Origin of the sequence: Micromonospora sp. NPDC049151 (genome assembly GCF_040648395.1) — a bacterium.
Classification (GTDB): Bacteria; Actinomycetota; Actinomycetes; order Mycobacteriales; family Micromonosporaceae; genus Micromonospora.
In genome coordinates, this window is record NZ_JBEZDP010000023.1 from 83350 (window position 1) to 108677 (window position 25328).

Annotated in this window: 26 protein-coding genes; 11 read left to right on the forward strand and 15 right to left on the reverse strand. The window is 74.8% G+C overall.

The features are described 5' to 3' along the window. Positions 1-76 precede the first annotated feature (76 nt). The 3 genes from AB0B20_RS23715 (at position 77) to AB0B20_RS23725 (ending at position 3122) form a co-directional block, all read left to right on the forward strand. Positions 77-1666 (forward strand): DHA2 family efflux MFS transporter permease subunit, encoded by a 1590-nt coding sequence (locus AB0B20_RS23715; protein ID WP_357384437.1) that lies wholly within the window; start codon positions 77-79, stop codon positions 1664-1666. Positions 1667-1788: 122 nt separating this feature from the next. Next, positions 1789-2013 carry a hypothetical protein gene (locus tag AB0B20_RS23720; RefSeq protein ID WP_357384439.1) on the forward strand — a complete coding sequence of 75 codons (225 nt, stop codon included), beginning with the start codon at positions 1789-1791 and terminating at the stop codon, positions 2011-2013. A 35-nt stretch (positions 2014-2048) separates the two neighbouring features. After that, on the forward strand, positions 2049-3122 hold the full coding sequence (locus tag AB0B20_RS23725) for a PIN domain-containing protein (protein WP_357384441.1): 1074 nt from the start codon (positions 2049-2051) through the stop codon (positions 3120-3122). A gap of 200 nt (positions 3123-3322) precedes the next feature. On the opposite strand, the gene AB0B20_RS23730 is transcribed toward AB0B20_RS23725, so the two are convergent. Continuing rightward, positions 3323-4513, reverse strand: coding sequence for a hypothetical protein (locus AB0B20_RS23730; RefSeq protein WP_357384443.1), 1191 nt, complete (start codon positions 4511-4513; stop codon positions 3323-3325). A 90-nt stretch (positions 4514-4603) separates the two neighbouring features. Here AB0B20_RS23730 and AB0B20_RS23735 point away from each other — a divergent pair, with 90 nt between their 5' ends. Both AB0B20_RS23735 and AB0B20_RS23740 read left to right on the forward strand, forming a co-directional pair. Further along, on the forward strand, positions 4604-5077 hold the full coding sequence (locus tag AB0B20_RS23735) for a molybdenum cofactor biosysynthesis protein (protein WP_357384445.1): 474 nt from the start codon (positions 4604-4606) through the stop codon (positions 5075-5077). A 153-nt stretch (positions 5078-5230) separates the two neighbouring features. Beyond that, complete coding sequence (locus AB0B20_RS23740; protein ID WP_357384447.1) at positions 5231-5797, forward strand: sigma-70 family RNA polymerase sigma factor; 567 nt, start codon at positions 5231-5233, stop codon at positions 5795-5797. 66 nt (positions 5798-5863) lie between these two features. Here the strand turns inward: AB0B20_RS23740 and AB0B20_RS23745 are convergent, their stop codons facing one another. Together AB0B20_RS23745 and AB0B20_RS23750 are read right to left on the reverse strand one after the other, a co-directional pair. Further along, a complete protein-coding gene (locus tag AB0B20_RS23745; RefSeq protein ID WP_357384449.1) occupies positions 5864-6601 on the reverse strand; it encodes a zf-HC2 domain-containing protein in 738 nt (245 codons plus the stop codon). 49 nt (positions 6602-6650) lie between these two features. After that, complete coding sequence (locus tag AB0B20_RS23750; protein ID WP_357384451.1) at positions 6651-8057, reverse strand: acyl-CoA synthetase; 1407 nt, start codon at positions 8055-8057, stop codon at positions 6651-6653. 116 nt (positions 8058-8173) lie between these two features. Between AB0B20_RS23750 and AB0B20_RS23755 the strand changes: the two genes are divergently transcribed. Beyond that, complete coding sequence (locus AB0B20_RS23755; protein ID WP_357473504.1) at positions 8174-9301, forward strand: CoA transferase; 1128 nt, start codon at positions 8174-8176, stop codon at positions 9299-9301. Between the two features lie 22 nt (positions 9302-9323). Here AB0B20_RS23755 and AB0B20_RS23760 read toward each other — a convergent pair whose 3' ends face one another. After that, positions 9324-9740, reverse strand: a complete 417-nt coding sequence (locus AB0B20_RS23760; RefSeq protein ID WP_357384455.1) for an ASCH domain-containing protein — start codon at positions 9738-9740, stop codon at positions 9324-9326. An 83-nt stretch (positions 9741-9823) separates the two neighbouring features. Further along, on the reverse strand, positions 9824-10702 hold the full coding sequence (locus tag AB0B20_RS23765) for an alpha/beta hydrolase (RefSeq protein ID WP_357473507.1): 879 nt from the start codon (positions 10700-10702) through the stop codon (positions 9824-9826). A gap of 108 nt (positions 10703-10810) precedes the next feature. On the opposite strand from AB0B20_RS23765, the gene AB0B20_RS23770 reads away from it, so the two are divergent. Continuing rightward, a complete protein-coding gene (locus AB0B20_RS23770) occupies positions 10811-11347 on the forward strand; it encodes a GNAT family N-acetyltransferase (protein ID WP_357384459.1) in 537 nt (178 codons plus the stop codon). Between the two features lies 1 nt (position 11348). On the opposite strand, the gene AB0B20_RS23775 is transcribed toward AB0B20_RS23770, so the two are convergent. Continuing rightward, positions 11349-11759, reverse strand: coding sequence for an MmcQ/YjbR family DNA-binding protein (locus AB0B20_RS23775; RefSeq protein ID WP_357384461.1), 411 nt, complete (start codon positions 11757-11759; stop codon positions 11349-11351). A gap of 166 nt (positions 11760-11925) precedes the next feature. On the opposite strand from AB0B20_RS23775, the gene AB0B20_RS23780 reads away from it, so the two are divergent. The 3 genes from AB0B20_RS23780 to AB0B20_RS23790 are packed head-to-tail and all read left to right on the forward strand — an operon-like array spanning position 11926 to position 15341. After that, positions 11926-13041 (forward strand): exo-alpha-sialidase, encoded by a 1116-nt coding sequence (locus AB0B20_RS23780; protein WP_357384463.1) that lies wholly within the window; start codon positions 11926-11928, stop codon positions 13039-13041. Next, positions 13038-13334, forward strand: coding sequence for a MoaD/ThiS family protein (locus tag AB0B20_RS23785; RefSeq protein ID WP_357384465.1), 297 nt, complete (start codon positions 13038-13040; stop codon positions 13332-13334). Before AB0B20_RS23780 ends, AB0B20_RS23785 begins: the two co-directional genes overlap by 4 nt. 45 nt (positions 13335-13379) lie before the next feature. Next, positions 13380-15341, forward strand: a complete 1962-nt coding sequence (locus tag AB0B20_RS23790; protein WP_357473512.1) for a beta-propeller domain-containing protein — start codon at positions 13380-13382, stop codon at positions 15339-15341. Between the two features lie 54 nt (positions 15342-15395). On the opposite strand, the gene AB0B20_RS23795 is transcribed toward AB0B20_RS23790, so the two are convergent. From AB0B20_RS23795 to AB0B20_RS23835, 9 genes are all read right to left on the reverse strand, one after another. Continuing rightward, complete coding sequence (locus tag AB0B20_RS23795; protein ID WP_357384469.1) at positions 15396-16010, reverse strand: hypothetical protein; 615 nt, start codon at positions 16008-16010, stop codon at positions 15396-15398. Further along, positions 16007-17359 carry a hypothetical protein gene (locus AB0B20_RS23800; protein WP_357384471.1) on the reverse strand — a complete coding sequence of 451 codons (1353 nt, stop codon included), beginning with the start codon at positions 17357-17359 and terminating at the stop codon, positions 16007-16009. Before AB0B20_RS23800 ends, AB0B20_RS23795 begins: the two co-directional genes overlap by 4 nt. Continuing rightward, positions 17356-18153 carry an ABC transporter ATP-binding protein gene (locus AB0B20_RS23805; protein WP_357384473.1) on the reverse strand — a complete coding sequence of 266 codons (798 nt, stop codon included), beginning with the start codon at positions 18151-18153 and terminating at the stop codon, positions 17356-17358. Before AB0B20_RS23805 ends, AB0B20_RS23800 begins: the two co-directional genes overlap by 4 nt. A gap of 79 nt (positions 18154-18232) precedes the next feature. Next, positions 18233-19039 (reverse strand): zf-HC2 domain-containing protein, encoded by an 807-nt coding sequence (locus AB0B20_RS23810; RefSeq protein WP_357384475.1) that lies wholly within the window; start codon positions 19037-19039, stop codon positions 18233-18235. Further along, positions 19036-19602 (reverse strand): RNA polymerase sigma factor, encoded by a 567-nt coding sequence (locus AB0B20_RS23815; protein ID WP_357384477.1) that lies wholly within the window; start codon positions 19600-19602, stop codon positions 19036-19038. Before AB0B20_RS23815 ends, AB0B20_RS23810 begins: the two co-directional genes overlap by 4 nt. Before the next feature lie 82 nt (positions 19603-19684). Continuing rightward, positions 19685-20851, reverse strand: coding sequence for an SGNH/GDSL hydrolase family protein (locus AB0B20_RS23820; protein WP_357473515.1), 1167 nt, complete (start codon positions 20849-20851; stop codon positions 19685-19687). Between the two features lie 73 nt (positions 20852-20924). Then, positions 20925-21764 (reverse strand): sugar phosphate isomerase/epimerase family protein, encoded by an 840-nt coding sequence (locus AB0B20_RS23825; RefSeq protein ID WP_357473518.1) that lies wholly within the window; start codon positions 21762-21764, stop codon positions 20925-20927. Next, positions 21761-22924 carry a dihydrodipicolinate synthase family protein gene (locus tag AB0B20_RS23830; RefSeq protein WP_357473522.1) on the reverse strand — a complete coding sequence of 388 codons (1164 nt, stop codon included), beginning with the start codon at positions 22922-22924 and terminating at the stop codon, positions 21761-21763. The genes AB0B20_RS23825 and AB0B20_RS23830 overlap by 4 nt, the downstream gene beginning before the upstream one ends. Then, positions 22921-24072, reverse strand: coding sequence for a Gfo/Idh/MocA family oxidoreductase (locus tag AB0B20_RS23835; RefSeq protein ID WP_357473525.1), 1152 nt, complete (start codon positions 24070-24072; stop codon positions 22921-22923). Before AB0B20_RS23835 ends, AB0B20_RS23830 begins: the two co-directional genes overlap by 4 nt. Positions 24073-24174: 102 nt before the next feature. Between AB0B20_RS23835 and AB0B20_RS23840 the strand changes: the two genes are divergently transcribed. After that, positions 24175-25194 carry a LacI family DNA-binding transcriptional regulator gene (locus tag AB0B20_RS23840; RefSeq protein WP_357384487.1) on the forward strand — a complete coding sequence of 340 codons (1020 nt, stop codon included), beginning with the start codon at positions 24175-24177 and terminating at the stop codon, positions 25192-25194. The last annotated feature ends 134 nt before the right edge of the window (positions 25195-25328 follow it).

Sequence of the window (25328 nt, forward strand, 5' to 3'; positions counted from 1 at the left end):
CCGCCCGCGCTCCGCCCACGGCGCGCGGCGCCGCCACCGCCTCGAAGTGCCGGACCGGATCCCCAGGAGACCGTCAGTGACACACCAACCCGTCGCGACGTCGACGAAGCTCGACGCCGCCGTACTCAAGGTGGCCGGCGTCGTCGTGCTCGGTGCGATCATGTCGATCCTCGACGTGACAGTCGTCAGCGTGGCGCTGCCGACGTTCCAGAGCGAGTTCGACGCCTCGTACGCCCGCGTCGCGTGGACCATGACCGGCTACACGCTCGCGCTGGCCACCGTCATCCCGCTCAGCGGCTGGGCCGCCGACCGGTTCGGCACGAAACGCCTCTACATGGTGGCGCTGGCGCTGTTCACCATCGGCTCCGGGCTCTGCGCCACTGCCGACTCGATCGGCGAGCTGATCGCCTGGCGGGTCGTCCAGGGCCTCGGCGGCGGCATGCTCATGCCGCTCGGCATGACGATCATGACCCGGGCCGCCGGCCCGCACCGCATCGGCCGCCTGATGGCGGTGCTCGGCATCCCGATGCTGCTCGGCCCGATCACCGGCCCGATCCTCGGCGGCTGGCTGATCGACGTCGCGAGCTGGCACTGGATCTTCCTGATCAACCTGCCGATCGGCCTGGTCGCCCTGGTCTACGCCCAGCTGGCGCTGCCCAGGGACAACGCCGAGCCGTCCGAGTCGTTCGACTTCCTCGGCATGCTCATGCTCTCGCCCGGTCTCGCGCTGTTCCTCTACGGCATCTCCACGCTGCCCGAGACCGGCACCGTCGCCGACACCAAGGTCTGGCTGCCGATGCTCGTCGGTGGCGCGCTCGTGGTCGCCTTCGTGCTCTACTCGTTCCGGCCCCGGCACCCGCTGCTCGACCTGCGGCTCTTCCGCAACCGCAACCTGACCATCGCCGCCGTCACCATGTTCGTCTTCATCATCGCGTTCATGGGTGCCGGCCTGCTGTTCCCGAGCTACTTCCTCCAGGTGCGCGGCGAGACGACGCTGACGGCGGGCCTGCTGATCGCACCGCAGGGCATCGGCGCGATGCTGACCATGCCGATCGCCGGCATGCTCGCCGATCGCGTGCCGGTCGGCCGTACGGTGCCGTTCGCGCTCGTGCTCATCGCGGCCGGGTTCTTCACCTTCACCCAGCTCGGCACCGACACGTCGTACTGGCTGCTCTGCGGCTCGCTGTTCGTGATGGGCCTCGGCATGGGCGGCACGATGATGCCGATCATGACCTCGGCGCTGAAGACGCTCAGCGCGGCGGAGGTGGCGCGCGGTTCCACGCTCGTCAACATCCTCCAGCAGATCGGCGGTTCGGTGGGCGCCGCGGTCATGTCGGTCATCCTCACCAGCGAGCTGAACGGCTCGCGGCCGATCCCCGGCGCCGTCGACCCGGGCACCGGCGCCACGCTGACCGAGGCGCAGCTCGCCATCGCCACCCAGCAGCGGCCCGAGTTGCTCCAGCAGTTCCCGGTTCCGCCGTCGCTGATCGAACGCGGGCTCGACTACGCGGCGAGCTCCTTCTCCACCACGTTCTGGGTCGCCTTCGGCCTGGTGCTGCTGACGTTCGTCCCGGCTGCGTTCCTGCCCCGCCGCCGGGAGCCCTCGCACCTGCTCGACGGCGAGACGGGGGAGGACAAGCGCCCCGCGCCGATCCCGATCCACTGACCGCCGCCGTGACACCGGGGGCCGGACGCGTCAGTGTCCGGCCCCCGGCCGTCGTGATCCGCTGCCCCGGCGGTGACCAGCGCCTAGGATCGGAAAAACGGAGCCGGGGAGAGGCGGACGGCGTGAGCGGACACGACACGCAGCGGTCGGCGCGACGGCGCAACCGGCTGTTGCTGGCGGGACTGCTCGCCGTCGTCGGGCTGATCCTGCTGTTGCTCGGTCTCACCGTCGCCAACGGCACCATCGCCGGTGTCGAGGTGGCGCTCGCGCTGTTGCTGCTGGTCGCCAGCTACGCGATCCAGCGCGTGGCCCGCCGCGAGACCGTCTACCGGGACGAGCGGCGCTGACCGGTCCGGCGCTCCGGCCGGGCTAGGCTGCCAGTGTGGATCACGAAGACCGGATCGCGCTGTTCCTCGACTACGAAAACCTGGCCCTCGGCGTACGGGACCATCACGGCGGCCGGCCGTTCGACTTCCGGCCGATCGCCGACGCGCTCGCCGAGCGGGGGCGCGTGGTGGTGCGCCGGGCGTACGCCGACTGGTCGTACTTCGACGAGGACCGCCGGATGCTCACCCGCTCACACGTCGAGCTGATCGAGATCCCGCAGCGGATGGGCGCCTCGCGCAAGAACGCCGCGGACATCAAGATGGCGGTGGACGCGGTCGAGCTGGCGTTCGAGCGCGGCTACATCTCCACGTTCGTGATCTGCACCGGCGACAGCGACTTCACCCCGCTCGTGCACAAGCTGCGCGAACTCAACAAGCGGGTGATCGGCGTCGGGGTGGAGAAGTCCACCTCCGCGCTGCTGCCCCCGGCCTGCGACGAGTTCCTCTACTACGACCGCCTGGAAGGTGTGGACGTGCCGCCCCCGGCCGCCCGCCGGTCGCGCCCGGCCCGGCCCTCACCGGCGGAGCCGGCGCCCGAGCCGGCGGTGGAGACCGTCCCGGCCGAGGACGAGTCGGCGCGGGACGTCGACACGCTCGCCGTGCAGCTCGTGCAGACGGTGGCCGGCATGCAGGGCAGCTCCAGCGGCGACGTGACCGCGTCCGCGCTCAAACGTGCGCTGCTCCGCAAGGACCCGACGTTCAGCGAGTCCGACTACGGCTTCCGTACCTTCGGCGAACTGCTGCGTCATCTCGCGGCGCACAACGTGGTGGAGCTGGCCGCCGGGCCGGCGAAGGGCGATCCGGAGGTGTCGCTTCCCGAACAGGGGGACCGGGAGGTCGCGTTCGGGCTGCTCCGCTCCGTGGTGGTGGACCTCGCCGCGGACGGTGGCGCGGTGGCGCTGTCCGGCCTGAAGGACCAGCTCCGGCGGGCCCGGCCGGACTTCAGCGAGAAGAAGCTCGGCTACCGCAGCTTCCTCCAGTTCTGCAAGGCCGCCGCCACCGGCGGCGCGGTGGAGCTGCGCTGGAGCCCCGAAGACGGCGACTACCTGCTGACCCCCCAGCCCTCCTGACCCTTACCCCGCCCTCACCCCCTCTCCTCGCGATCTTGCACTTTCGGCCCCCCCCATATGGGGCGAATCCGGCGTCCTGGGGGCCGAAAGTGCAAGATCGACGGGGACGGGGGACGGGGGACGGGGGAGCAGGTCGGGAAGGGGTCGGGTTCACCGGGGATCTGAGGCCGGGGCGGCGGCCGGGGTGATCGGCGGGGACATCAGGGTCGGGGCGGCTCGGGTGAGGGGGTGGGGCTCGGCTCTGCTGTCGGGCTTGGCGCTCCGGTCGTGCCCGGATCACCCGTGGGGCTCGCGGTCGGCGCCGAGGTCGCCTGGGCGGCCGGCGGGGTGGACGGATCGGCGCGTGCCGGCGGGCGGTTGCCGGGGTGCGACGGTGGCGGTCCGGCTACAGGTGGCGCGGTGGTGAGGACTCGCGTACCCGGCCGCGCTGCCGGATCCGACCACGTCGCGGGATTCGGGAAGGGCTCCGGTCGCGGTGCGGGCCGGGTCGGCGGGGGTGTCGAGGGCGACGCCGGAGTGGCCGTGGGCTGTGCCGGCGGCGCGGCTGCCGTGGTGGACGTGCCCGCCGGGTGGGACGCGGGCCGGCGCGCCGGGTCGGTCTGCCCGGCGGTGGCGCTCCAGGTGCCGGCGGACGTGACGCCGAGCAGCACGGCCACCGCCGCGACGCCCGCCGCCACCAGCCGCCGGGGGAGTGCCGGTTCGGCCGGGGCGTCCCACGGACCGAGCGGACGGGGTGGCCGGGGACGGGCGGCCCGGTGGGCGGACCGCAGCGTGTCGATGTCCTCGACGACCGCTTGCCGTGTGCCGGTGGCGTCGGCGTGGGCCAGGGTGAGGTAGAACCGGGCGTTCGCCGCGCCCGGCGCCGGTACGCGCAGTCCCGCCGGTGCGCCGCCGTCGGTGCCGTGGAGCAGGGTGACCGGGCGGTCGCTGTGGTGCCCGAGGCCGTGCAGGTCCCGCAGGGGCCAGTCCCGCCGGACGTCGCGCCCGGCGAAGGTCACCCGCCGGTCGGTCACCACGGCGGCACCGCTGTCGACCACGCGCAGCCCGGCCGGTAGCGGGCCGTCGGCCGGGCCGAGACGGCCGGTGAGGGTGCGGCCGGGCGCGGGTAGTCCGGGCACGTGCCGGGCGGTGGCCTCGACCAGGTCGACGGCGGACAGGATGCGGTAGACGACCTCACCTTCGTCCAGCGGCACCGGCAGTGCGGTGCCCGGCAGCGCGCAGCCCCGGAAGCCGGCCGCCTCGATCGCCAGCCGGTCGAGGTGCTCCGCGCGGCGGCGCCAGGTCCGGGCCGCCGTCTCGTACGCCTGACGCCGGCGCTCGTTCTCGCGCCGCGCCCAGGCCAGCCGCCGTCGCGGATGAGCTCCGATCGCTTCTGGTCGCCTCGCCGTCACACCCCGTACAACGGGCCGTGACCAGGGCGGATACGTGAACGTGGCTATCGTCCGGTTTGGCGATGTTATGCCCGCTACTACACTTCGGGCATGCCGAGGATCGTCCAGTTGCTGGCCTCGCCGGTGCACCGGTACGTGGGCCGTCCGGCGGACGGACCCGCCCCGGCGCCACCCGGCGAACTGGTCGACCAGGTGCGGGTACGCGCCGGACTCGGCATCGTCGGTGACCGCTACTTCGGCCGTCCCGCGCACCGGGAGGCGAGCGTCACGCTGATCGCGCGGGAGTCACTGCCGCCCGGCACGGACCTCACCCAGCTGCGGCGCAACGTGCTGACCGAGGGCATTCCGGTGGACGACCTGGTGGGCCGGGTGCTCACGCTCGACTCCGGCGACGGTCCGGTCCGGCTGCGGGCGCATCGGGCCGCGCCGCCCTGCGCCTGGCTGGACGTGGTGGTCGAGCCCGGTACGTGGAAGGCGATGCGCCGCCGCGCCGGCATCCGGTGCGCCCCGCTCACCGACGGCGTGCTGCGGGTCGGGCCGGTCACAGTGTCCGTCGAAGACTGACCATGTCCCGGGAACTTTGTCCCTGCGACGGCCGACCAACCGAGGGGCGGCCGGTACCGCCTTGCCGGCAGGAGGGACGCCACTGATGAACCGAGCGGGGCTCTTATCCGTACCGTCCGGCATGAGCATGCCGGACCGGCGGACCGGCCGCGGATGAGACCGGACGCCGACGACGAGCAGGTCACCGGCTGGGCGCGGCGCGCCGCCCGGGGCGACCGGCTGGCCGCCGCCGCCTTCGTCCGGGCCCTCCAGGTGCCGGTGTGGCGTTTCCTCGCCCACCTGGCCGGGCCGGCCGAGGCCGACGACCTCGCCCAGGAGACGTTCCTGCGGGCGCTGCGCAGCCTGCCGGGCTTCGCGGGCCGGTCGTCGGCGCGTACCTGGATCTTCACCATCGCCCGCCGGGTCGCGGTGGACCACGTGCGGACGGCGACCACCCGGCCCCGGCTGGCGGCGCTGCCGGACTGGCAGACCGCCGCCGAGGCGGCCGGCGCGGTGACCGGCGGCGGGGACGACGGGGTGGTGTTGCGTGGTCTCATCGCCGCGCTGGCGCCGGACCGGCGGGAGGCGTTCGTGGCCACCCAGGTGCTCGGCCTGTCCTACGCCGAGGCGGCCGAGGTGTGCGGCTGCCCGGTGGGCACCATCCGCTCCCGCGTGGCCCGCGCCCGCGAGGACCTGGTCGCCGCCTGGTCCGGCGACGCCCGCGACCGCCGGGCCCGCTGAGATCGCGACCCGCCGCCTCGACCGCTGGCACAGCCCGCCGGCAGGCGGGGCTCGCGCGGCGGGTCGTCAGGCGGCGCGCCGGTCGCGGGCCTGTGCGGGGTACGGGCCGGGCGGCACCAGCCGCAGCGGCGCGGGCGCGGGCGGTTCCTCGATTCGCAGCGCCCACCGCGAGCCGTCCGACCGGCGCTGCCCGGGTGGCGTGTCGCCGGGACGGCGGCCGAGCCGGGACAGCACCAGCATCACGGCCCAGCCGACCAGCAGGAAGCCGTGGCTGACCAGCCGGGTCATCTCCACCTGTCCGATGATCAGGTCGTTCACCGACAGCAGCACCAGCGTGGCGACGAACGCGCTGAGCATCGGCAACAGGCCGGACGGGGTGGACCGGCGCGTCGCCACGTAGAGGAATCCGGCGCCGACCGCCACGTTCCACGCCGCCGACTCGTGCCACAGGTGCTGGCCGGAGGCGTGCGCGTGGGTGACGACCGCCTCCCGGCCGATCTGGGTCAGGCCGAGCACGAGCTGCACCGCGCCGAGCAGGCCGAGCGCCCCGCGCAGCCCCAGCGTGATCCGGTGGCGGCGGCTGGGCCGGGGCGGCGGCGCGGCGGCCAGCACCGCGTCGACCAGGTCGGGCACCCGCGGGGCGAGCTGCGTACGGACCCGCCGGATCACCGACGCCGCGGAGTCGAACCAGCCACGGCAGCCGGCGCAGCCGGTCAGGTGGGCCTCGGCCGCCTCGATCTCCGACGCGGACGCCTCACCGTCTAACTGTGCCGACAGGATCTCCCGCCACTGCTCACACGCCATGTAGGGATAGTCGTCGGGAGCGCCGCGCTGGTTCCCGGCGGGGTGCGGGTCACGCCCCGGTCAGCCGGGACTTCTGCACCTTGCCCATCGCGTTGCGGGGCAGCGCGCTTACCAGCCGTACCTGCCGGGGGCGTTTGTGCGCGGACAGGTGCCGCGCCACGAAGTCGATCAGCTCCGCCTCGGCCACGCCGTCGCCCACCACGTACGCGGTGACCTGTTGCCCCAGGTCGGGGTGGGGCGTGCCGACCACCGCCGCCTCCCGTACCCCCGGATGCGCCAGCAGCGCGTCCTCCACCTCACCGGCCCCGATCCGGTACCCGCCGCTCTTGATCAGGTCGGTGGCGGCCCGCCCGACGATCCGGTGGACGCCGTCCCGGCCGACGAGCGCGACGTCGCCGGTGCGGAACCAGCCGTCCGCCGTGCGGCTGGCCGCGTCGGCGTCCGGCCGGTTCAGGTAGCCGTCGAAGAGCGTGCCGCCGCGCACCTGAAGCTCACCCATCGCGGCGCCGTCGGCCGGCAGCGGGCCGCCGTGCTCGTCCACCACCCGCGTCCGCACGCCGGGCAGCGGCACGCCCACGGTGCCGGGCCGCCGGGGACCGTCGGCGCGGGCGCTCACCGTGACGAGGGTCTCGGTCATGCCGTACCGCTCCAGCGGCTGGTGCCCGGTCAGCCCGGCCAGCGCCGCGAAGACAGGTTCGGGCAGAGCGGCGCTGCCGGACACGAGCAGCCGGGCACCGCGCAGCGCCCGCGCCGCCGCGGGGCGCGCCGCGATCCGGGACCAGATCGTGGGTACGCCGAAGTACAGCGAGGCGCCTGCCGCCGCGTACCGCTCGGGGTGGGGCCGGCCGACGTGGTGCAGCCGGCTGCCGACGCGCAGCGGGCCGAGCACGCCGAGCACCAGCCCGTGCACGTGGAACAGCGGCAGGCCGTGTGCCAGCACGTCGTCCGGGGTCCAGGCCCAGGCGTCGGCGAGCCCGTCCAGGCAGGCGGCGACCGCGCGGCGCGACAGCACCGCGCCCTTCGGCGCGCCGGTGGTGCCGGAGGTGTAGAGGATCAGCGCGGTGGTCGCCGGATCGGGCTCGGGGAGTGTGGTGTCCGAGCGACGCGCCAGGTCCAGCGGTACGACCGGCGGCGCGGCGGCGTCGGTGTCCGGTACGTCCGGCGGCGCGAGCAGCAGTTCCGCGCCGGAGTCGCGCAGGATGTGATCGCGTTCCATCGGGCCGGCGTCCGGCGGCACCGGCACCACCGCCGCGCCGGCGAGCAGCCCGCCGACCACGCCGACCACGGTCTCCAGGCTCGCCGTGGCGGGCACCGCCACCCGGGTCGCGCCGCGCAGGTCGTCGGCGACGGCGGTGGCCGCGCGGCGCAGCTCCACCCGGGACAGCGAACGGTCGCCGACCCGGACCGCCCCGGGTCGCTCGTCGGTGGTCTCGGCGAGCCGGCTGAGCAGCGACACGGGCACCCCTTCCCGGTATGGCCGCCGATGTACCGCGACCCTAACCGGCTGGGCCACCCCCGCCGGGCACGCCGTCGGGTATGTGTCATCGTGGGCGGCGGCGAGGGAGGTGCCGCATGTCGGGTCCGTTGCGCGGGGTGCTGGTCGCCGACTTCTCCCGGATCCTCGCCGGGCCGTACGCGACGATGCTCCTGGCCGATCTGGGTGCGGACGTGGTCAAGGTGGAGCCCCCGGGCGGCGACGACACCCGCGACTGGCGGCCCCCGGTCCGCGACGACGTCTCCACCTACTACCTGGCGGTCAACCGCAACAAGCGGTCACTGGCGCTGGACCTGACCGACCCGGGCGACCTGACGCTTGCGCACCGGCTGGCCGACCGCGCCGACGTGCTGATCCAGAACTTCCGCCCGGGCGCGCTGCGCCGCTTCGGCCTTGACCACGACACCGTCACCGCCCGCAACGCCCGCCTGGTGTACGCCTCGATCAGCGGCTTCGGCGACGCCGGGGGCGCCGACCTGCCCGGGTACGACCTGATGGTGCAGGCCGCCGCCGGGCTGATGAGCCTCACCGGTGACGCCGACGGCCCACCGTACAAGGCGGGGGTGGCCGTCTTCGACGTGATCGCCGGACTGCACGCGGCGGTCGGCATCCTCGCCGCGCTGCGGCACCGGGAGGAGACCGGGCGCGGTCAGCACGTCACTGTGGACCTGCTCTCCTCGGCGCTGTCCGGGCTGGTCAACCACACCAGCGCGCACGTCGCGGGGGGAGCGGCGCCGCACCGGATGGGCAACGCGCACCCGAGCATCGTGCCGTACGAGCCGCTGCCCACCGCCGACGGCGAGCTGGTGGTGATCGCCGGGAACGACGCTCAGTTCCGTACCCTCTGCCGGGTGCTCGGCGTGCCGGGGCTGGCCGACGACGCGCGGTTCGGCCGCAACGCCGACCGCGTCGCGCACCGCGACGAGCTGCGCCCGCTGCTGGTGGCGGCGCTGTCCCGGCGCGGCAGCGCGGACTGGTTCGCCGAGCTGCGGGCGGCCGGTGTGCCGTGCAGCCCGATCAACTCGGTGGCCGAGGGAGTGGCGCTGGCGGAGGGGCTGGGCCTGGAGCCGGTGGTGACGGCCGGTGGGGTGCCGGGGATCCGCAACCCGATCGGCCTGTCCGGCACCCCGCCCCGCTACGACCTGCCGCCACCGGAGCTGGACGAACACGGCGACCAGCTGCGCGCCTGGCTCGCCGCCTCCTGAGCCCGGCCGGCCGGGCCCGCGGTCAGAGCGTCTCGACCAGGCGGAAGCGTTCCAGCACCGCCGGGGTGTCGTCGTCGACGGTGAACGTGGGGTCGCCGAGCCAGCCGCGGTAGTCGTCGCCGTGCCAGAACCGCTCGTGGCCGGCGCGCCAGGCGGCCACCGACTCGTGGCCCTCGCCCTCGTCGCGCGCGTGGTCGAGGTCGACGTCGCCGAGGCGGGCGACACGGACCTCCACCAGCTCGATCACCGCCACCGGACGGTTGTCGGAGTCGAGCACGGCCGAGCGGGCGCCGACCGCCGGCAGCGGCTCACCGTCGATCTCGTAGTCCTGGAGCAGACCGGTGGTGGTGGTCTTGCTCCCGTCGAGCACAGCGGCGACGAGCTTGTCGCGCAGCGGGCCGGGAAAGGCGAACTCGAACGTGGGCAGGTCGGCGTCCATGCCCGGCAGGCTAGCGGTCAGCGGCGGCGCGGCGCGCGGACAATTGGAGCCGGAACCGGCCGCCCGCTCAGCCGGCCGCCCGCTCAGCCGGCCGGCGGCAGCAGCCGGTCCAGCCAGCCCAGCAGCACCCGCTCGTACTGCGGGCTGACGCTGTCCAGATCCTCGCCCTCGCCGAGCGTGGGGGCGTGGTCGCAGCCGGCCAGCCGGGCAACCGTCAGCTCCGCGTCGCACGCCGCCCGCCGCCACACCGCGAGGCTCTCCTCGATCGGGATCCACGCGTCCGTCTCGCCGTAGCAGAGCAGCACCGGGCCGGTCAGCCGCGCCAGCACCGGCGCCGGGTCGTAGTCCATGTCGGTCCAGGTGCCCGGCGTGGCGGGCAACTCGTCGGGCAGGAACGCCAGCGGGAACCAGCGGCGTCGCGCCGCCGCGTCCAGTGCCGCCTGCGCCACCGGCCGCGGCACCTCGCCGCGCTGGAAGCCCTCTGCCAGCCGGCGCAGCTCGGCCAGCTCGGTGAGATCGGCCGGGCCGTAGCCGTGCCGGCGCAACTGCTCGGCCGTGCCGTAGCGCATCTGGACCGCCGGGCTCACCGCGCTGCACCCGACCAGGACCAGGAAGTCGACCGGATGCCGGGTCGCGGTCAGGGCCGCCGCCCACGCGCCCTGGCTGAAACCCCACAGCCCGAGCGGGACCGCCCCGACGTGCCGGCGCAGCTCGGTGAGCGCCGCCGTCGCGTCCTCGGCCTGCTCGGCCAGTGGCACGTCGCGCCCACCGGGCCGTGGGCGACGGTCGTAGCGCAGCACCGCCACCCCGGCCGGAGGCAGCAGCCGCGCCAGATGCTCGTAGAGGAAGTACGAGCGCTCGCCGGCGTGCGAGCCGTGCAGCACCACCAGGCCGCCGCGGACCGGCCCGGCCGGCAGGTCGAGCATCGCGGGCAGGCCCGCCGCGCCGACTGCCGTCTCCATGCCCGGCAGTGAACCACGAACCGTCCCGCCCGGTGGTCCCGGCCGCCGTCCGGGACACCCGCGTGCGTACGCTGAGCAGGTACGTCGCAGCGACCGTGGAGAACCGCCATGACCAGCCCCGCACCCCGTACCGTCCGGGTCGCCCGCCCCGAGGACGTGCCGGCCCTCGTCGACCTGATCGAGTCGGCGTACCGGGGCGAGCGCAGCCGGCAGGGCTGGACCCACGAGGCGGACCTGCTGGCCGGGCAGCGCACCGACCCGGAGATGGTAACCACGGCGGTCACCGGCCCGGACGGTGTGGTGCTCGTCGCCGAGCGGGGCGGCGACCTGCTCGCCTGCTGCCAGCTGGAGCACCGCGACGACCACGTCTACTTCGGGATGTTCGCTGTGGCGCCCGGCCGGCAGGGCGGCGGCCTGGGCCGGGAGCTGCTGGCCGAGGCCGAGCGCTACGCGGCCGAGCAGTGGCACGCCGGTGAGATGCGGATGACGGTCATCGTCCAGCGCGACGACCTCATCGCCTGGTACGAGCGGCGCGGCTACGCCCGCACCGGCGAACTGAGCCCGTTCCCGTACGGCGACGAGCGCTTCGGCGTGCCGCTGCGGCCGGACCTGGCGTTCGAGACGCTGCGCAAGAAGCTGGGCTGACTCAGCCCGGCCGGTCCACCAGCGCGACCAGCTTCTTCGGGGCCAGCACGCAGTAGCTCTCGGTGAGCAGCTCGGCGACCTCGGTCCAGTCCGTCTCCGCGTCCAGCCGCAGGCCGACCACGTCGGCGGCCCAGTCCGGCTTGAAGAAGTGCGGCCCGGCCGCGAGCAGCCCGGCGATCTCGTCGCCGGGGGAGCGGAACGTCATCACGCAGACCGGCTCGTCGGTCGCCGCGGCCCGCGCGTACGCCGCCTGGTGGCCGGGGTCGACGGTGAGCACGTGGGCGAACGTGCGGCCGCGCACGCGCCACCGCACGCCCACCCAGGCCGGTTCCTCGTAGGTCTCCGGCAGGCCGAGACAGACCGGGCGCAGGCGGTCGAGGTGCTCGGGTGGGACGTCTCCGGGGCCGGTCATGCGCGCAGGCTAGCCGCCGCCTCCGACAATCCGGCCGCCCCGGCGTGTCGGCCGTCCGCGCGCGCCCGATGCGGGAAATGTCGCAGCCGGGGAGTAGACAGCGATGAGTTCCGGTGAGCCGCAGGGTCATTGCGACGGAAGAACCCCTCGGACGAGAGGACGAGACATGAGCGGCGTACGAGTACTTGTCGGCACGCGCAAGGGCGCGTTCATTCTGACGTCGGACGGCAAACGCGACGACTGGACCGTCGACGGGCCGCACTTCGGCGGCTGGGAGATCTACCATCTGACCGGTTCGCCCGTCGAACCGGACCGGCTGTACGCGTCCCAGTCCGGCGGCTGGTTCGGGCAGCTGATCCAGCGCTCGGACGACGGCGGCCGGACCTGGTCGACTGTGGGCAACGACTTCGCCTACAGCGGCGAGGTGGGGCAGCACCTCTGGTACGACGGAACCCCACGCCCGTGGGAGTTCAAGCGGATCTGGCACCTGGAGCCGTCCCGCCACGACCCCGACACGGTGTACGCGGGCGGCGAGGACGCCGCCCTCTACCTGTCCACCGACGGCGGCCAGAAGTGGTCCGAGCTGACCGCCCTGCGTCAGCACCCCACCGGCCCGTCCTGGCAGCCCGGAGCGGGCGGGATGTGCCTGCACACGATCCTGCTCGACCCGGCCGACCGGGACCGCATCTACGTCGCGATCTCGGCGGCGGGCGCGTTCCGCAGCGACGACGGCGGTGCCAGCTGGCTGCCGATCAACAAGGGCCTGCGCTCGGGGGAGATCCCCGACGAGGACTCCGAGGTCGGGCACTGCGTGCACCGTCTCGCCCAGCACCCCTCCCGGCCGGACACGCTGTTCATGCAGAAGCACTGGGACGTCATGCGCACCGACGACGCCGGGGCGAACTGGCGGGAGGTCAGCGGCGACCTGCCGACGGATTTCGGCTTCCCGATCGCCGTGCACGCGCACGAACCGGAGACGGTCTACGTGGTGCCGATCACCAGCGACTCGCTGCACTACCCGCCGGAGGGCAGGCTGCGCGTCTACCGCAGCCGTACCGGCGGGGAGCAGTGGGAGCCGCTGACCGAGGGGCTGCCGCAGTCGCACTGCTACGTCAACGTGCTGCGCGACGCGATGGCAGTGGACACGCTCGACCCGTGCGGCGTCTACTTCGGCACCACCGGAGGTCAGGTCTACCACTCGGCCGACGGCGGCGACACCTGGGCGCCGATCGTGCGGGACCTGCCAGCAGTGCTCTCGGTCGAGGTCCAGGTGCTGCCGTGATCCGGGTCGTGCTGCCGGCACACCTGAAGACTCTGGCCCACGTCACCGGCGAGGTACGTGTCGAGGTGGCCGGGCCGCCGACCCAGCGGGAGGTGCTGGACGCGCTGGAGGCCGCGTACCCGATGCTGCTCGGCACCATCCGTGACCGGCACAGCGGGAAGCGGCGGCCGTTCGTGCGCTTCTACGCCTGCGAGCTCGACCTGTCCAACGAGTCCCCGGACGCGCCGCTGCCCGAGGAGGTGGTCGCCGGCAAGGAGCCGTTCATCGTGCTCGGCGCGATGGCCGGCGGTTGAGGGGACCGGCGGGAACCGCGCCCGGCGCGGCCACGTCTGACCGGCATGACCCGTCACGGATCCCGGACGCACAGATGGACGACGGTCGCCGCGCTGGCGCTCGCCGGCTGCACCGCGTCGCCGCCGGCCGTCGCCCCGCCGCCCGCCGACCCGCCACCTGCCGGCACTGCCGTACCGGCCGGCGGGCTGCGGCTGGTCGCCTTCGACTCCTGTGACGAGGCGCTGCGGCAGATCCGTACGGCCGCGAAGGCGGCGGTCGGGCCGTGGGGCCTCGGGTCGGACGACCCGCTGCGGCAGTTCGCCGCGAAGCGGGCGGCGGTCGGCGGCGTCGAGGACGCCACCTCGGCGTCCACGCCTGATTTCTCCGGCACCAACGTGCACGAGGCGGGCGTGGACGAACCGGACCTGGTCAAGTCCGACGGGCGGCGGATCGTCACCGTCGTCCGGGGAGTGTTGTCGGTGGTCGACGCGGCGACCCGCCGGGTGACCGGCCGGGTGGCGCTGGACCTCACCACCGATCGGCGCTCCGGTGGCGAGGCGAGCCTGCTGCTGCACGGCGACCGGGCGCTGGTGCTGCTGCGCGACGGGTGGGTCACCAGGGGCACCGTCCCGGGCCGGCCGCCGGCCCCGGGAGCGGCCGGGCAGGCCCGGCTGGTCCTGGTCGATCTCGCCGGAGCGCCGCGGGTCGCCGGCGAGTACCGGATGGACGGCCGGCTGGTCGACGCGCGGCAGGTCGGCGCCACCGCCCGTGTCGTGATCAGTTCCGGACACCGGCTCGACTTCCCGCAGCCGGGGAAGCGCACCGACGCGCAGCGGGTCGCCGCCAACCAGGCCGTGATCGACAAGGCCACGCTCGACGACTGGCTGCCGCGCTACGAGATCCGCGACGGCGCCCGGACCGTCGGCTCGGGCCGGGTCGGCTGCGACCGGGTCAGCCGGCCGGCGGGGTTCTCCGGCGCCTCGATGGTGACGGTGCTCAGCTTCGACCTGGGCGCGTCCACGCTCGGCGCCGGTGACCCGGTCACCGTGTTCGCCGACGGCGACACCGTCTACGGCACCGGCTCCCGGCTCTACGTCGCCAACGACCAGCGGTGGCGGACGTGGCGGGGCGAGCCGTCCGAGGCGGGCGGCTCCCGCACGGAGATCTACCAGTTCGACACCGCGGCGGCCACGCCGCGCTACGTCGCCGCCGGGTCCGTGCCCGGCTGGCCGATCGGCCAGTACGCGATGTCCGAGTGGGACGGTCACCTGCGGGTGGCCACCACCACCGGCGACACGTGGAACCGCGGAACGTCCTCCCAGTCCGGCGTGTACGTGCTACGCGCCGAGGGCGCCACGCTGAACCGGGTCGGCGCGGTCACCGGGCTGGGCAAGGGCGAGCGGATCTTCGCGGTGCGGTTCCTCGGCGGCACCGGGTACGTGGTGACGTTCCGGCAGACCGACCCGCTGTACGGGCTGGACCTGCGCGACCCGGCCGCCCCACGGGTCACCGGCGAGTTGAAGATCAACGGATACTCGTCGTACCTGCATCCGGCCGGTGACGGCCGCCTGATCGGTGTCGGACAGGACGCGACCGACCAGGGGCGGGTGACAGGCACCCAGGTGTCGCTGTTCGACGTGGCCGACCCGGCCCGGCCGGCCCGGCTCGCCCAGCACCACGTCCCGGGCGGCTGGTCCGAGGCGGAGAGCGACCCGCACGCCTTCCTCTACTGGGCGCCGGAGCGGCTGGTCGTGCTCCCGGTGACCCGTCCGGGCGTGGTCACCGACCAGGCCGAGAGCGTCAAGGGCACGCCGTCCGGCGGTGTGCTGGCGCTGCGGGTCGGCGACAAGGGCTTCACTGTGGCCGGCGCCGTCGACCACCCCGCCGACCTGGCCGACGGCGGCGAGTGGACGCCGATCCGCCGCTCGCTGATGGTCGACGGTGTGCTCTGGACCGTCTCCGACGCCGGGCTCAAGGCGACCGCCCTGTCCGGCATGAACACCCTGGCCTGGGTGCCGCTGACCTGACCGTGGACGGCCGGACCCCGCCGCGTGCCAGGCACGCGGCGAGGTCCGGTCCGCTCACTGTTCCAGCGCCGCCTCGGCGGCCGATACCTGCGGTCCCGTCCGCAGCGCGTACGCGACGACGCCGCCGAGGAGGAACGTCGTGGCGGTGACGGCGGCGATCCGGTTGTCCGGCTCCTGTGCCATCCACAGCGCGACCTGCCGCCATTCCGGCCCGCCCGGCGCGGCCAGGAGCGCGCCCAGCGCGGCCCAGGCGGTCGGCACCTGCCAGGCGGCCCGGGCGCCGGCGAGCGCGGCGCCGAGCCCGACCAGCCCGGTCAGCCCGGCCGTGTCGCGGGCCAGTACGGACAGCGGCCCGAAGTCGGCGCCGAGTACGCGGGCGGCGGCCAGCAGCCCGACCACCAGTGCGCCGTACCCGAGCAGGTGCCCGGCCCGGCGCGGCGCCCACTGCCAGGCGGCGGTCCGCTCCAGCGCCGGGTCGGTGCCGGCGAGCGTCGGCCCGAGCGGCGCCACCGCCAGCGCGGTGGTGAGCACGGCGAGGCGAGCGGGCACCTCGGGACGGTCGGTGAAGGCGGACCAGGAAAGAGCCATCACGGCGACGGCGACCGCCGATCCGGCCAGCGCGGCGGGTAGCCGGCGGGACCGCACGTAGAGCGGCAGCCAGCGGGTCACGGCGCGGCCCGTCCGGTGAGCGCCGGCATCAGGTCCGGCTCGCACCGCGCGGCCGCGTCCCGCAGCGCGGTCACCCGCCGCAACTGCTCCGGCTCGGGCAGCGCGCGCAGCTGTCGCACGCCGGTCCGGATCTCCTCCTGCTGCTCGTCGGCGTACCGGTATCCGGTCCAGGAGTCCCACAGCCGCACCGTTTCGGCATCGAGCAGCCAGGCGGCGGCGACCGCCGGGGCGATGTCGTCGCCGCTGCGCCCGCAGCCGTACCACTTGGTGCCGCCGCCCAGGGCGATGCGTTCGGCCACGTCGGCGGCCCGGCCGGTGTCCGGGTCGACTTCCAGGAGGAACTGCACGGTGCCGGGTTCGGGTTTGGGCCGGTGCCACTGCTCGCTGTCGTTGCTGCCGATGGTGTCCAGCCGCAGTTCCACCGCGCGGGTCGGCGCGTCCGGCAGCTTCGCCAGCGCGCGCAGTCCCCGGCGGGCCTCGGGAGTGATCTGGGGCAGCAGGTGCGCGTTGATCGCGGTGACGCACACCTGCGGCGTGCCGTCGGCGCAGACGTAGCGGCGTGCCGACTGGTCGAGCTGCCAGATGCCGGCGGGGCCCGGTGCGCTGATCAGCAGGAGTCCCGCGACACCGGCGGCCAGGCTCGCCGCCGCGCCGGCCCGGAGCGGCCACGACCGGCCCGCCGCCAGCAGCAGGCCGGCGAGGACCAGCCCGACCCCGAGCGTGAGGCGGCTGAGCAGCAGCCGGTCGGACAGCGTCTCCCACGGCGTGTCCGGCGGCCAGGAGATCATGAGGGACGCGTTCGTCAGCCGGCTACCGGCCGGACCGCCGAGCATGGCGGTGCCCTCCTGCGCCACCAGGCCGGCGGCGGCCAGCAGCGGCGGCAGCAGCGGTGAGGACCACAGCCGGCCCGCTGCCACACCGACCCAGGCCGCGCCCACCAGCACCAGCACGTCGATCAGCGGCCCGGCGAGTCCGCGTACGCCGAGGTAGGTGCCGCCGGTGGCGATCACCGCCGCGCTGGCGGCGACCACGAGCAGGTGCGCGGCGGCGGCGGCGACGCCGAGCGCCGTCATCGCCGGCAGCGCGCGCTGCCAGCGGGGCCGGCCGGTGCTGTTCATCAGCTCGTCGGCGCGGGTACGGCGGTCCCGGCGGCCGAGCACCGCGCCACCGGCGAGCGCGAGCGGCATCAGCAGGAAGACGTTGGAGGCGTGCACGTAGCCCAGCCGCAGCCACTGTCCCTGCCAGAAGTCGTACATGCTGGCGGTGCCGAGGACGCCGACGGCGATCAGCAGCACCGCCACGACCGGCGCGTTGGAGCGGCGCAGTTCGACGCGGATCTGTCGGATCATCGGGCGCTCCGGTGCTGCTGGAGCAGGTACGAGTAGCCGCGCTCGGCGGCGCTGTCGCCGATGCCGCCGGTCTCGCCGTGGCGGACCAGGTCGGCGGGCAGGCCCTGGAACACGCGGGCGCCGTGATCCATCAGGATGACGTCCGAGCAGGCCGCCACCACGTCCTCCACCAGGTGGGTGGAGACCAGCACGCAGGCGTCCGCGCCGAGTTCGCGGATCAGCTCCCGGAACTCGACCCGCTGTTCCGGGTCGAGGCCGACTGTCGGTTCGTCGAGCAGCAGCAGGTCCGGTTCGTTCACGATCGCCTGGGCGATGCCGGCCCGGCGCAGCATGCCGCCGGACAGCGACTTGAGTTTGGCGTCGGCCCGGTCGGTGAGGCGTACCCGTTCGATGGCCCGCTGGGCCGCGCCCGGCACCGCCGAGGCCGGCATCTCCCGCAGCCAGGCCACGTACTCGACGTACTCCCGCACCGTGAACCGGGGGTAGTAGCCGAACTGCTGCGGCAGGTAGCCGAGCCGGCGGCGCACCGGCCGCAGCTCGCGGGTCGTGGTGGCGTCCGCGCCGAGCAGCCGCAGCACTCCGGCGTGCGGCTTGACCACAGTGGCGAGCGCGCGCATCAGCGTGCTCTTGCCGGCGCCGTTGGGGCCGAGCAGCCCGTGCACGCCGGCGCCGAGGGTCAGGCCGAGGTTGTCGACGGCGAGGTGCCGGCCGGCCTTCACCGACAGTCCCACCGCCTCGATCCGCCAGGCGTGCCGGGTCGGCGCCACCTCGTCGGCGCTCACTGCGCGTACCAATGTCGTCTCCTTTTTCCGGGCAGGGTGGACAGCGGCGCCGGACGGGCGCCGTGTGGTGGTGGGGGTCGCGGGGCCGGCGTCAGCCGGTGGGCCGCCGCAGGTGTTCGGCGCGTAGCGCGGTCAGCACCGTGAGCACGACGGCGGCCGTCGCCCAGGCGGGCATGGTCGCGGGCCGGAGCAGGGTCTCGGTGACGGCGGCGGCGCGGTTCGCGTCGGCGGTGAACGACCCGGCCGCGACCGCCGCGAGCCAGCCGCCGCCGAGGAGCGCGGCGGCCACCGGCACGCCGACGCGGCTGCCGAGCAGCAGCGTCGCCGCGGTGAACGTCAGGCAGGGCAGCAGCCACAGCGCCGGGTTGCGGCCGACCGCGAGCCCGGCCACCGCGAGCACCGGCGCGACCAGGAGCAGAACCGCGAGGGTACGGCGCAGCAGCAGTTCCAGCCCGGCGCGGGCGGTGCCGGCGACCACCTCCCAGTTCGGGTTGGCGCGGCGGGACCAGGCCACCGCGAGCCCGGCCAGCGGCGCCACCGGCGCGAGCAGCAGCACCGCCGAGGGGCGATCCGGGAAGTTGCGGTCCAGCAGCACCGCGGCGAGGATCGCCGTGCACGTCATGGCCGCCCAGGCCGGCATCGACCAGTCGGTCCAGCGCAGCCACCACCGGCGCAGCGGCCGCCGGGGCACCGGCTGCGGGCCGGTGCGGGCCTGTTCCAGGATCGCCTCCCGGGCGTCGCCGAGCAGGGCCCGCAGCGGCGGCGCGGCCAGCTCGCCGAGCCGGTCGCGGCACTCGGCGCAGCCCTCCAGGTGCACCTCGATGGTCCAGGTGGCGGCGTCGTCGGGGCTGCCCGCCGCGTACGCGGCCAGGGCCGGCGGGGGAACGTGAGCGGTCATGTCAGTGCCTCCCGGAGTGCGGTGCGGGCACGCCGCGCCCGGCTCTTCACGGTGCCCTCCGGCACCCCCAGCAGGACCGAGGTCTCCCGGACGGTGAGCCCGTCCAGGACCATGGCGGCCAGCACCGCCCGCAGCTCCGGGGCGAGCGCGTCCAGCGCGGCGCCCACCTCGGAGCCGAGCGACCCGGCGAGCGCCTCGTCCTCGGCGGCGGGCGCGCTGCGTACCGGAAGCACGTCGGTCGGCACCTCCCGCACCCGGGCGCGGCGGCGCATCGCGTCGACCAGGCGGCGGGCCGCGATGGTCCAGATCCAGCCGGCGGCCGAGCCGCCCGGCGCGTCCGCGCCACCGGAGGGCCGGAGCCCACTGAACGAGCCGGCGGCGCGCCACACCGTCAGGTACGTGTCCTGGAGGACCTCGGCGACGAGGCCGTCGTCGGCGCACCGCCGCCGCAGCCGGATCGCGAGCCACGGCGACGTACGCCGGTACAGCTCGTCGAACGCGTCCAGGTCGGCGCGTGCGACCCGCCGCAGCAGCCGCTCCTCGTCCTGTCTGCTTCCTTCCACGCCTAGATGGTCGTTCCCGGCGCCCTCGACGGATCACGGCCCGGAGTGACCTGGGTCACTCCGGGCCGTGCGGGGCTGTCCGTCACTTCGACGCGGCGAACGGTCCCGCCGGGCCGAACGCCAGTGCCGCGAACCGCTCGCCGATGCGCCGGTCGGCGGCGGGATCGGGGTGCAGCTCGTCGGGGAGCGGCAGCTGCGCGTAGTCGGCCTCGCCGTACAGCTCCAGCCCGTCGAGGTAGTGCAGGTTCGCATCGGCGCCGGCCCGGGACGCCACGATCCGGGCCAGTTCGGCGCGGATGACGCGCAGTGTGAGCCGCCCGGCGGCCACCTCGGCCGGGTCGCCGGTGGCCCGGAACCGCACCTTCCCGTCGGCGAACCCGGCCGCGCCGGGGCCCGGCGTGTCCTCCTGGATCGGGCACAGGATCGACGACACGACGAGCAGCGGCGTGTGCGGATGCCCCTCCCGGATGGTGTCCAGGAATCCGTGCACCGCCGGGCCGAACGCGCGCAGCCGCATCGCGTCGCTGTTCACCACGTTGATGCCGATCTTGACGCTGATCAGGTCGGCCGGGGTGTCGCGCATGGCCCGGGCGGTGAACGGGTCGAGCAGCGCGCTGCCACTGAACCCGAGGTTGACCAGCTCCACGCCGGCCAGCGCGGCGGCCACGGCCGGCCAGGTGCCGGTGGGGCTCTCCGCGTCCGAGCCGTGGCTGATCGAGCTGCCGTGGTGCAGCCACACCCGGCGGCCGTCCGTGCCGGCCGGCTCGACCGGCGCGTCGGTGCGCAGCGCCACCAGTTCGGTGATCTCCCGCTGCGGCAGCCAGATCACCACCTCCTTGTCGGCGGCGGGCAGGTCGGTGAAGCGCACCGTGCCGACCGGGCCGGGCTCGACGCCGGACGTGCCGGTGGTCAGGTCGATGGTGAGCACCCTGCCGCCACCGGCGGTGGCCTGACCGGCGAGACGGCCGTCGACGACCAGGTCGTAGCGGCCGTCGGGACGCGGCCCGGTGCCCCGGTAGACCATCTTCGTGGGCAGCACGTCCAGCTCCACAGTGGTGGCCCGGGTGCGGAACGCCAGCCGTACGCCAGAGGGCATCGCCTCCGCCATCATCACCTGCGGGTCGGTGTTCTGCGCCCGCGCCCACGCGGGCAGCCGGTGCGGCAGCACCCCCTGCGCGGTCTGTTCCAGGTCGAGTGCGCCGCGCAGCAGGTCCGGGGTGATCGGAGTGGTGAGGTGAGGGGATGACATGGTTCCGATCCTGCCGCCGGATCCGGCGGGCGGCCACCTGATTTGTCCGACAGGCCGGACTCGTCACGCTGGGTCAGCCGGTCAGCACACGATCCACGTACCGCGCCGTCATGGTGGCGAGCACCAGGTCCGGGTCGGTGGCCCACACCTCGGCGTTGAAGATCTCCACCTCGACGTCACCGGAGTATCCGGCGGCCTCCACCGCGCGGCGCAGCGGCGGGAAGTCGATGTGCCCGTCGCCCATCATGCCGCGCCCCAGCAGCACGTCCGCCGGCAGCGGGGTGAGGAAGTCGCAGACCTGGAAGCTCGCGATCCGCGCCCCGGCGCGGGCGATCTGCCGCCACACGTCCGGATCCCACCAGACGTGGAACGTGTCCACCACCACGCCGACCTGCTCGGCCGGGAACGCCTCGGCCAGGTCGAGCGCCTGCCCGAGCGTGGACAGCACCGCCCGGTCGGCGCAGTACATCGGGTGCAGCGGCTCCAGCGCCAGGCGTACCCCGCGCTCGCCCGCGTACGGTGCCAGCTCGGCCAGCGCGTCGGCGACCCGCAGCCGCGCGCCCGCCAGGTCGCGTGAGCCGGGCGGCAGGCCGCCGACGACGAGCACCAGGCAGGCGGCACGCAGCTCGGCGGCCTCGTCGATCGCGCGCCGGTTGTCCGCCAGCGCCGCGGCCCGTCCGGCCTCGTCGGCGGCGGTGAGGAACCCGCCCCGGCACAGCGACGACACCCGCAGCCCGGCGTCCGCGACGAGCCGCGCGGCGGCCGGTACGCCGATCTCGGCCACCGGCTCACGCCACAGCCCGATCGCCGGGACACCGGCGCGCACACAGCCGCCGACCGCCTCGGCCACCGACCAGCGCCGGGTGGTGCGCTGGTTGAGCGACAGCTTCGCCAGCCGCGCATCGGTGGTCATCCGGCCACGCCCGCGACGTCCAGGTACGCGCGCATCCGCCGGGCCGCGAGCTCCGGGTCGCGCAACAGCCCGGCGGCGTCGGCCAGCCGGAACACCTGGACCAGGTGCGGGACGCCGCGCCCGCCGTGCAGGCCGCCGACCATGGTGAAGCCGGGTTGCCGCCCGTTGAGCCAGGACAGGAACGCGACGCCGGTCTTGTAGTACGGCGTGGGCGGGGCGAACAGGTGCCGGGACAGCGGCACCGTCGGATCGAGGGCCGCCCGGAACCCGGCCCTGTCGTCCGCGTCGAGGCGCCCCAGCGCGGCGGACGCGGCCGGGGCGATCGCCGCGAACGCGCCGAGCAGCGCGTGGCTGAACCGTTTCCCGTCGCCCTCGATCAGCTCCGGGTAGTGGTAGTCGTCGCCGGTGTAGACCTTCACCGCCGGTGGCAGCAGCTCCCGCAGCCGGACCTCCCGGGCGGCGTCCAGCAGCGACACCTTCACCCCGTCGACCGCCTCGGCGTGGGCGTGCACCAGCGCGGCGAACGTGGCGGTGGCCTCGTCCAGGTCGGCCGAGCCCCAGTAGCCGGCCAGCGCCGGGTCGAACATGTCGCCGAGCCAGTGCAGCACCACCGGCACGCCGGCCTCGCGCAGCACCCGCTCGTAGACGCGCAGGTAGTCCTCCGGGCCGGTGGCGAGCGCGGCGAGGTGGCGGCTGGCCATCAGCACCGGCGTTGCGCCGCACTCCCGCACGAACGCGACCTGCTCGGCGTACGCGGCGACCACCTCGTCGAGCGTGCCGGGCACGCCGGTGAGCTGGTCGGTGCCCGCCCCGGCGACGATCCGCCCGCCGCACGCGGCGGCCTCTGCGGCGCTGCGCCGGATCAGCTCCCGGGTGGCCGCCCAGTCCAGCCCCATCCCGCGCTGCGCGGTGTCCATCGCCTCGGCCACGCCGAGGCCCCACGACCACAGGTCGCGCCGCACCGCGAGCGTCGCGTCCCAGTCCAGCCGCGCCGGGCGGCCGGGGGAGTTGTCGGCGTACGGGTCGGCGACGACGTGCGCCGCCGCGTACGCGATCCGGCTGGCCGGCGGCGCGGACGGCCGGCGCCAGGCGGGCGGTTCGCGCAACGTCAGCTTCTCGGTGCCGCCGCCTGGAACCGGCAGCGTGATGCGTGTGCTCACCGGGGGATCTCCTCGATCGTCACCCGCCGCCCCTCGCGGGCCGAGCGCAGCCCGGCCTCGGCCAGCTGCACGCCCCGGGCGCCGGCCAGGAAGTCCCACGGGAACGGCTCGCCGTCGACGACGTGGCGCAGGAACGCCTCCCACTGCACCTTGAACGCGTTGTCGTGCTCGCCGTTGTCCGGCACCTTCTGCCACTGCGCGCGGAACGGCTCGGTGACCGGCAGGTCGGGGTTCCACACCGGCATCGGGGTGGTGCCCCGGTGCTGGATGCGGCAGTCGCGCAGCCCGGCCACCGCGCTGCCGTGCGTGCCGTCGACCTGGAACTCGACCAGCTCGTCCCGGTGCACCCGGACCGCCCAGGAGGAGTTGATCTGCGCGACGATGCCGCCGGCCAGCTCGAAGATGCCGTACGCGGCGTCGTCGGCGGTGGCCCGGTAGCTGTTCCCGGCCTCGTCGACGCGCTCGGGGACGTGCGTGGCGGTGACGGCGGTGACGGCGGTGACCGGGGCGATGATCTGCTCCAGCACGTAGTGCCAGTGCGGGAACATGTCCAGCGTGATGCCGCCGCCGTCCTCGGCGCGGTAGTTCCAGCTCGGACGCTGCGCGGCCTGCCAGTCGCCCTCGAACACCCAGTAGCCGAACTCGCCCCGCACGGACAGGATCCGGCCGAAGAAGCCGCCGTCCACCAGCCGCTTGAGTTTGCGCAGGCCGGGCAGGAACAGCTTGTCCTGCACGACGCCGTTGCGGACGCCGGCGGCGGCGGCGAGCCGGGCCAGCTCCAGCGAGGCGAGGAACCCCTCGGCGAGCGGCTTCTCGGTGTAGACGTGCTTGCCGGCCTCGATCGCCGCCCGGATCGCCTTCTCCCGCTGCGCGGTCACCTGCGCGTCGAAGTAGATCCGGTTGGCGTCGTCGGCGAGTGCCGCGTCCAGGTCCGTCGTGTACGCCGACAGCCCGTGCCGCCCGGCGATCTCGCCGAGCCGGTTCTCGTCCCGGCCGACGAGGGTCAGCTCGGGCCAGATGCGGCTGCCGTCGCGGGCCGGCACGCCGCCCTGTTCGCGGATGGCGAGCAGGGACCGGACGAGGTGCTGCCGGTAACCCATGCGGCCGGTGACGCCGTTGAGGATGATGCCGACGGACGTGCGTTCCACTGTGCCTCCCCGCCCTGAATGCGCTTTCAGTAAGCGCTTTCAGGGTGCTACCGTAGCCACGCCGGAACACCGGGTCAAGACGTTCCGCAGGGAGCCGCATCGATGTCGCACGTGACGCTGGAAGACGTGGCCAGGGCGGCCGACGTCTCCCTGGCCACCGCCTCCCGGGCACTCAACGGCCGACGGGTCACCCCCCACCTGCACGAGCGCGTCCTGGCCGCCGCCGCGCGGCTCGCGTACACCCCGAACGCCCACGCCCGCGCGCTGGCCGGCGCGTCCCGGCGCAGCGTCGGCGTCGTCTGCCACGACGTCACCGACCCCTACTTCGCGGCGGTCGCCGGTGGCGTCATGCGCGTCGCCGCCGACAACGACCTGCTGGTCATGCTGGCCAGCACGTTCCACGACCCGGAACGCGAGATCGCGTACGTGTCGATGCTGCGCGCCGAGCGCGCCCCGGCCATCCTGCTCATCGGCTCCGGATTCGAGGACCCCCGCTGGGAGCGGGCCATGGCCGCCGAGCTGGCGCCCTACCTCGACGGCGGCGGCCGGGTCGCGGTGGTCAGCCGGCACCGCAACCTCAAGGTCGACAGTGTCCTGCCGGAGAACCGGTCCGGTGCCGCCGAGCTGGCCCGCGCCCTGCTCGGCCTGGGGCACCGCCGCTTCGCGGTGCTCTCCGGCCCGCCCGAGCTGACCACTGTCGCCGACCGGCTCGGCGGGTTCCGCGACGAGCTGGCCGCCGCCGGGGTGGCGCTCGACCCGGCCGCGGTGGCCGAGGCGGCGTTCACCCGCGACGGCGGCTACCAGGCGATGACCGAGCTGCTCGACCGCGGGCTCGACGCCACCTGCGTGTTCGCCTGCACCGACGTGATGGCCGTCGGCGCGTACGCGGCGCTGCGCGACAGGGGGCTGTCGGTGCCCGGCGACGTCTCGGTCGCCGGCTTCGACGACATCCCTGTCGTACGCGACCTCGCCCCGCCGCTCACCACTGTGGCGCTGCCGCTGCACCGGCTCGGCGAGGAGGCGATGAGACTGGCCCTGACCGAGAACACCGCTCGCCGCCGCCGGGTCGTACGCCTGCCCGGCGCTGTGGTGTTGCGGGACAGCACCGCGCCGGTCGCCTGAGAGAGTGTTGTGATACCTGGACGTGATCTTCGCTGACGGCTCCGGCAGGCCGAGACAGACCGGGCGCAGGCGGTCGAGGTGCTCGGGTGGGACGTCTCCGGGGCCGGGCATGCGCGCAGGCTAGCCGCCGCCTC

Coding starts and splice junctions, on each gene's coding strand:
- AB0B20_RS23735 (WP_357384445.1), top strand. CDS start 4,604: ATGCCGAGGATCGTCCAGTTGCTGGCCTCGCCGGTGCACCGGTACGTG.
- AB0B20_RS23740 (WP_357384447.1), top strand. CDS start 5,231: ATGAGACCGGACGCCGACGACGAGCAGGTCACCGGCTGGGCGCGGCGC.
- AB0B20_RS23745 (WP_357384449.1), bottom strand. CDS start 6,601: ATGGCGTGTGAGCAGTGGCGGGAGATCCTGTCGGCACAGTTAGACGGT.
- AB0B20_RS23755 (WP_357473504.1), top strand. CDS start 8,174: ATGTCGGGTCCGTTGCGCGGGGTGCTGGTCGCCGACTTCTCCCGGATC.
- AB0B20_RS23760 (WP_357384455.1), bottom strand. CDS start 9,740: ATGGACGCCGACCTGCCCACGTTCGAGTTCGCCTTTCCCGGCCCGCTG.
- AB0B20_RS23765 (WP_357473507.1), bottom strand. CDS start 10,702: ATGGAGACGGCAGTCGGCGCGGCGGGCCTGCCCGCGATGCTCGACCTG.
- AB0B20_RS23770 (WP_357384459.1), top strand. CDS start 10,811: ATGACCAGCCCCGCACCCCGTACCGTCCGGGTCGCCCGCCCCGAGGAC.
- AB0B20_RS23775 (WP_357384461.1), bottom strand. CDS start 11,759: ATGACCGGCCCCGGAGACGTCCCACCCGAGCACCTCGACCGCCTGCGC.
- AB0B20_RS23780 (WP_357384463.1), top strand. CDS start 11,926: ATGAGCGGCGTACGAGTACTTGTCGGCACGCGCAAGGGCGCGTTCATT.
- AB0B20_RS23790 (WP_357473512.1), top strand. CDS start 13,380: ATGACCCGTCACGGATCCCGGACGCACAGATGGACGACGGTCGCCGCG.
- AB0B20_RS23800 (WP_357384471.1), bottom strand. CDS start 17,359: ATGATCCGACAGATCCGCGTCGAACTGCGCCGCTCCAACGCGCCGGTC.
- AB0B20_RS23810 (WP_357384475.1), bottom strand. CDS start 19,039: ATGACCGCTCACGTTCCCCCGCCGGCCCTGGCCGCGTACGCGGCGGGC.
- AB0B20_RS23820 (WP_357473515.1), bottom strand. CDS start 20,851: ATGTCATCCCCTCACCTCACCACTCCGATCACCCCGGACCTGCTGCGC.
- AB0B20_RS23825 (WP_357473518.1), bottom strand. CDS start 21,764: ATGACCACCGATGCGCGGCTGGCGAAGCTGTCGCTCAACCAGCGCACC.
- AB0B20_RS23840 (WP_357384487.1), top strand. CDS start 24,175: ATGTCGCACGTGACGCTGGAAGACGTGGCCAGGGCGGCCGACGTCTCC.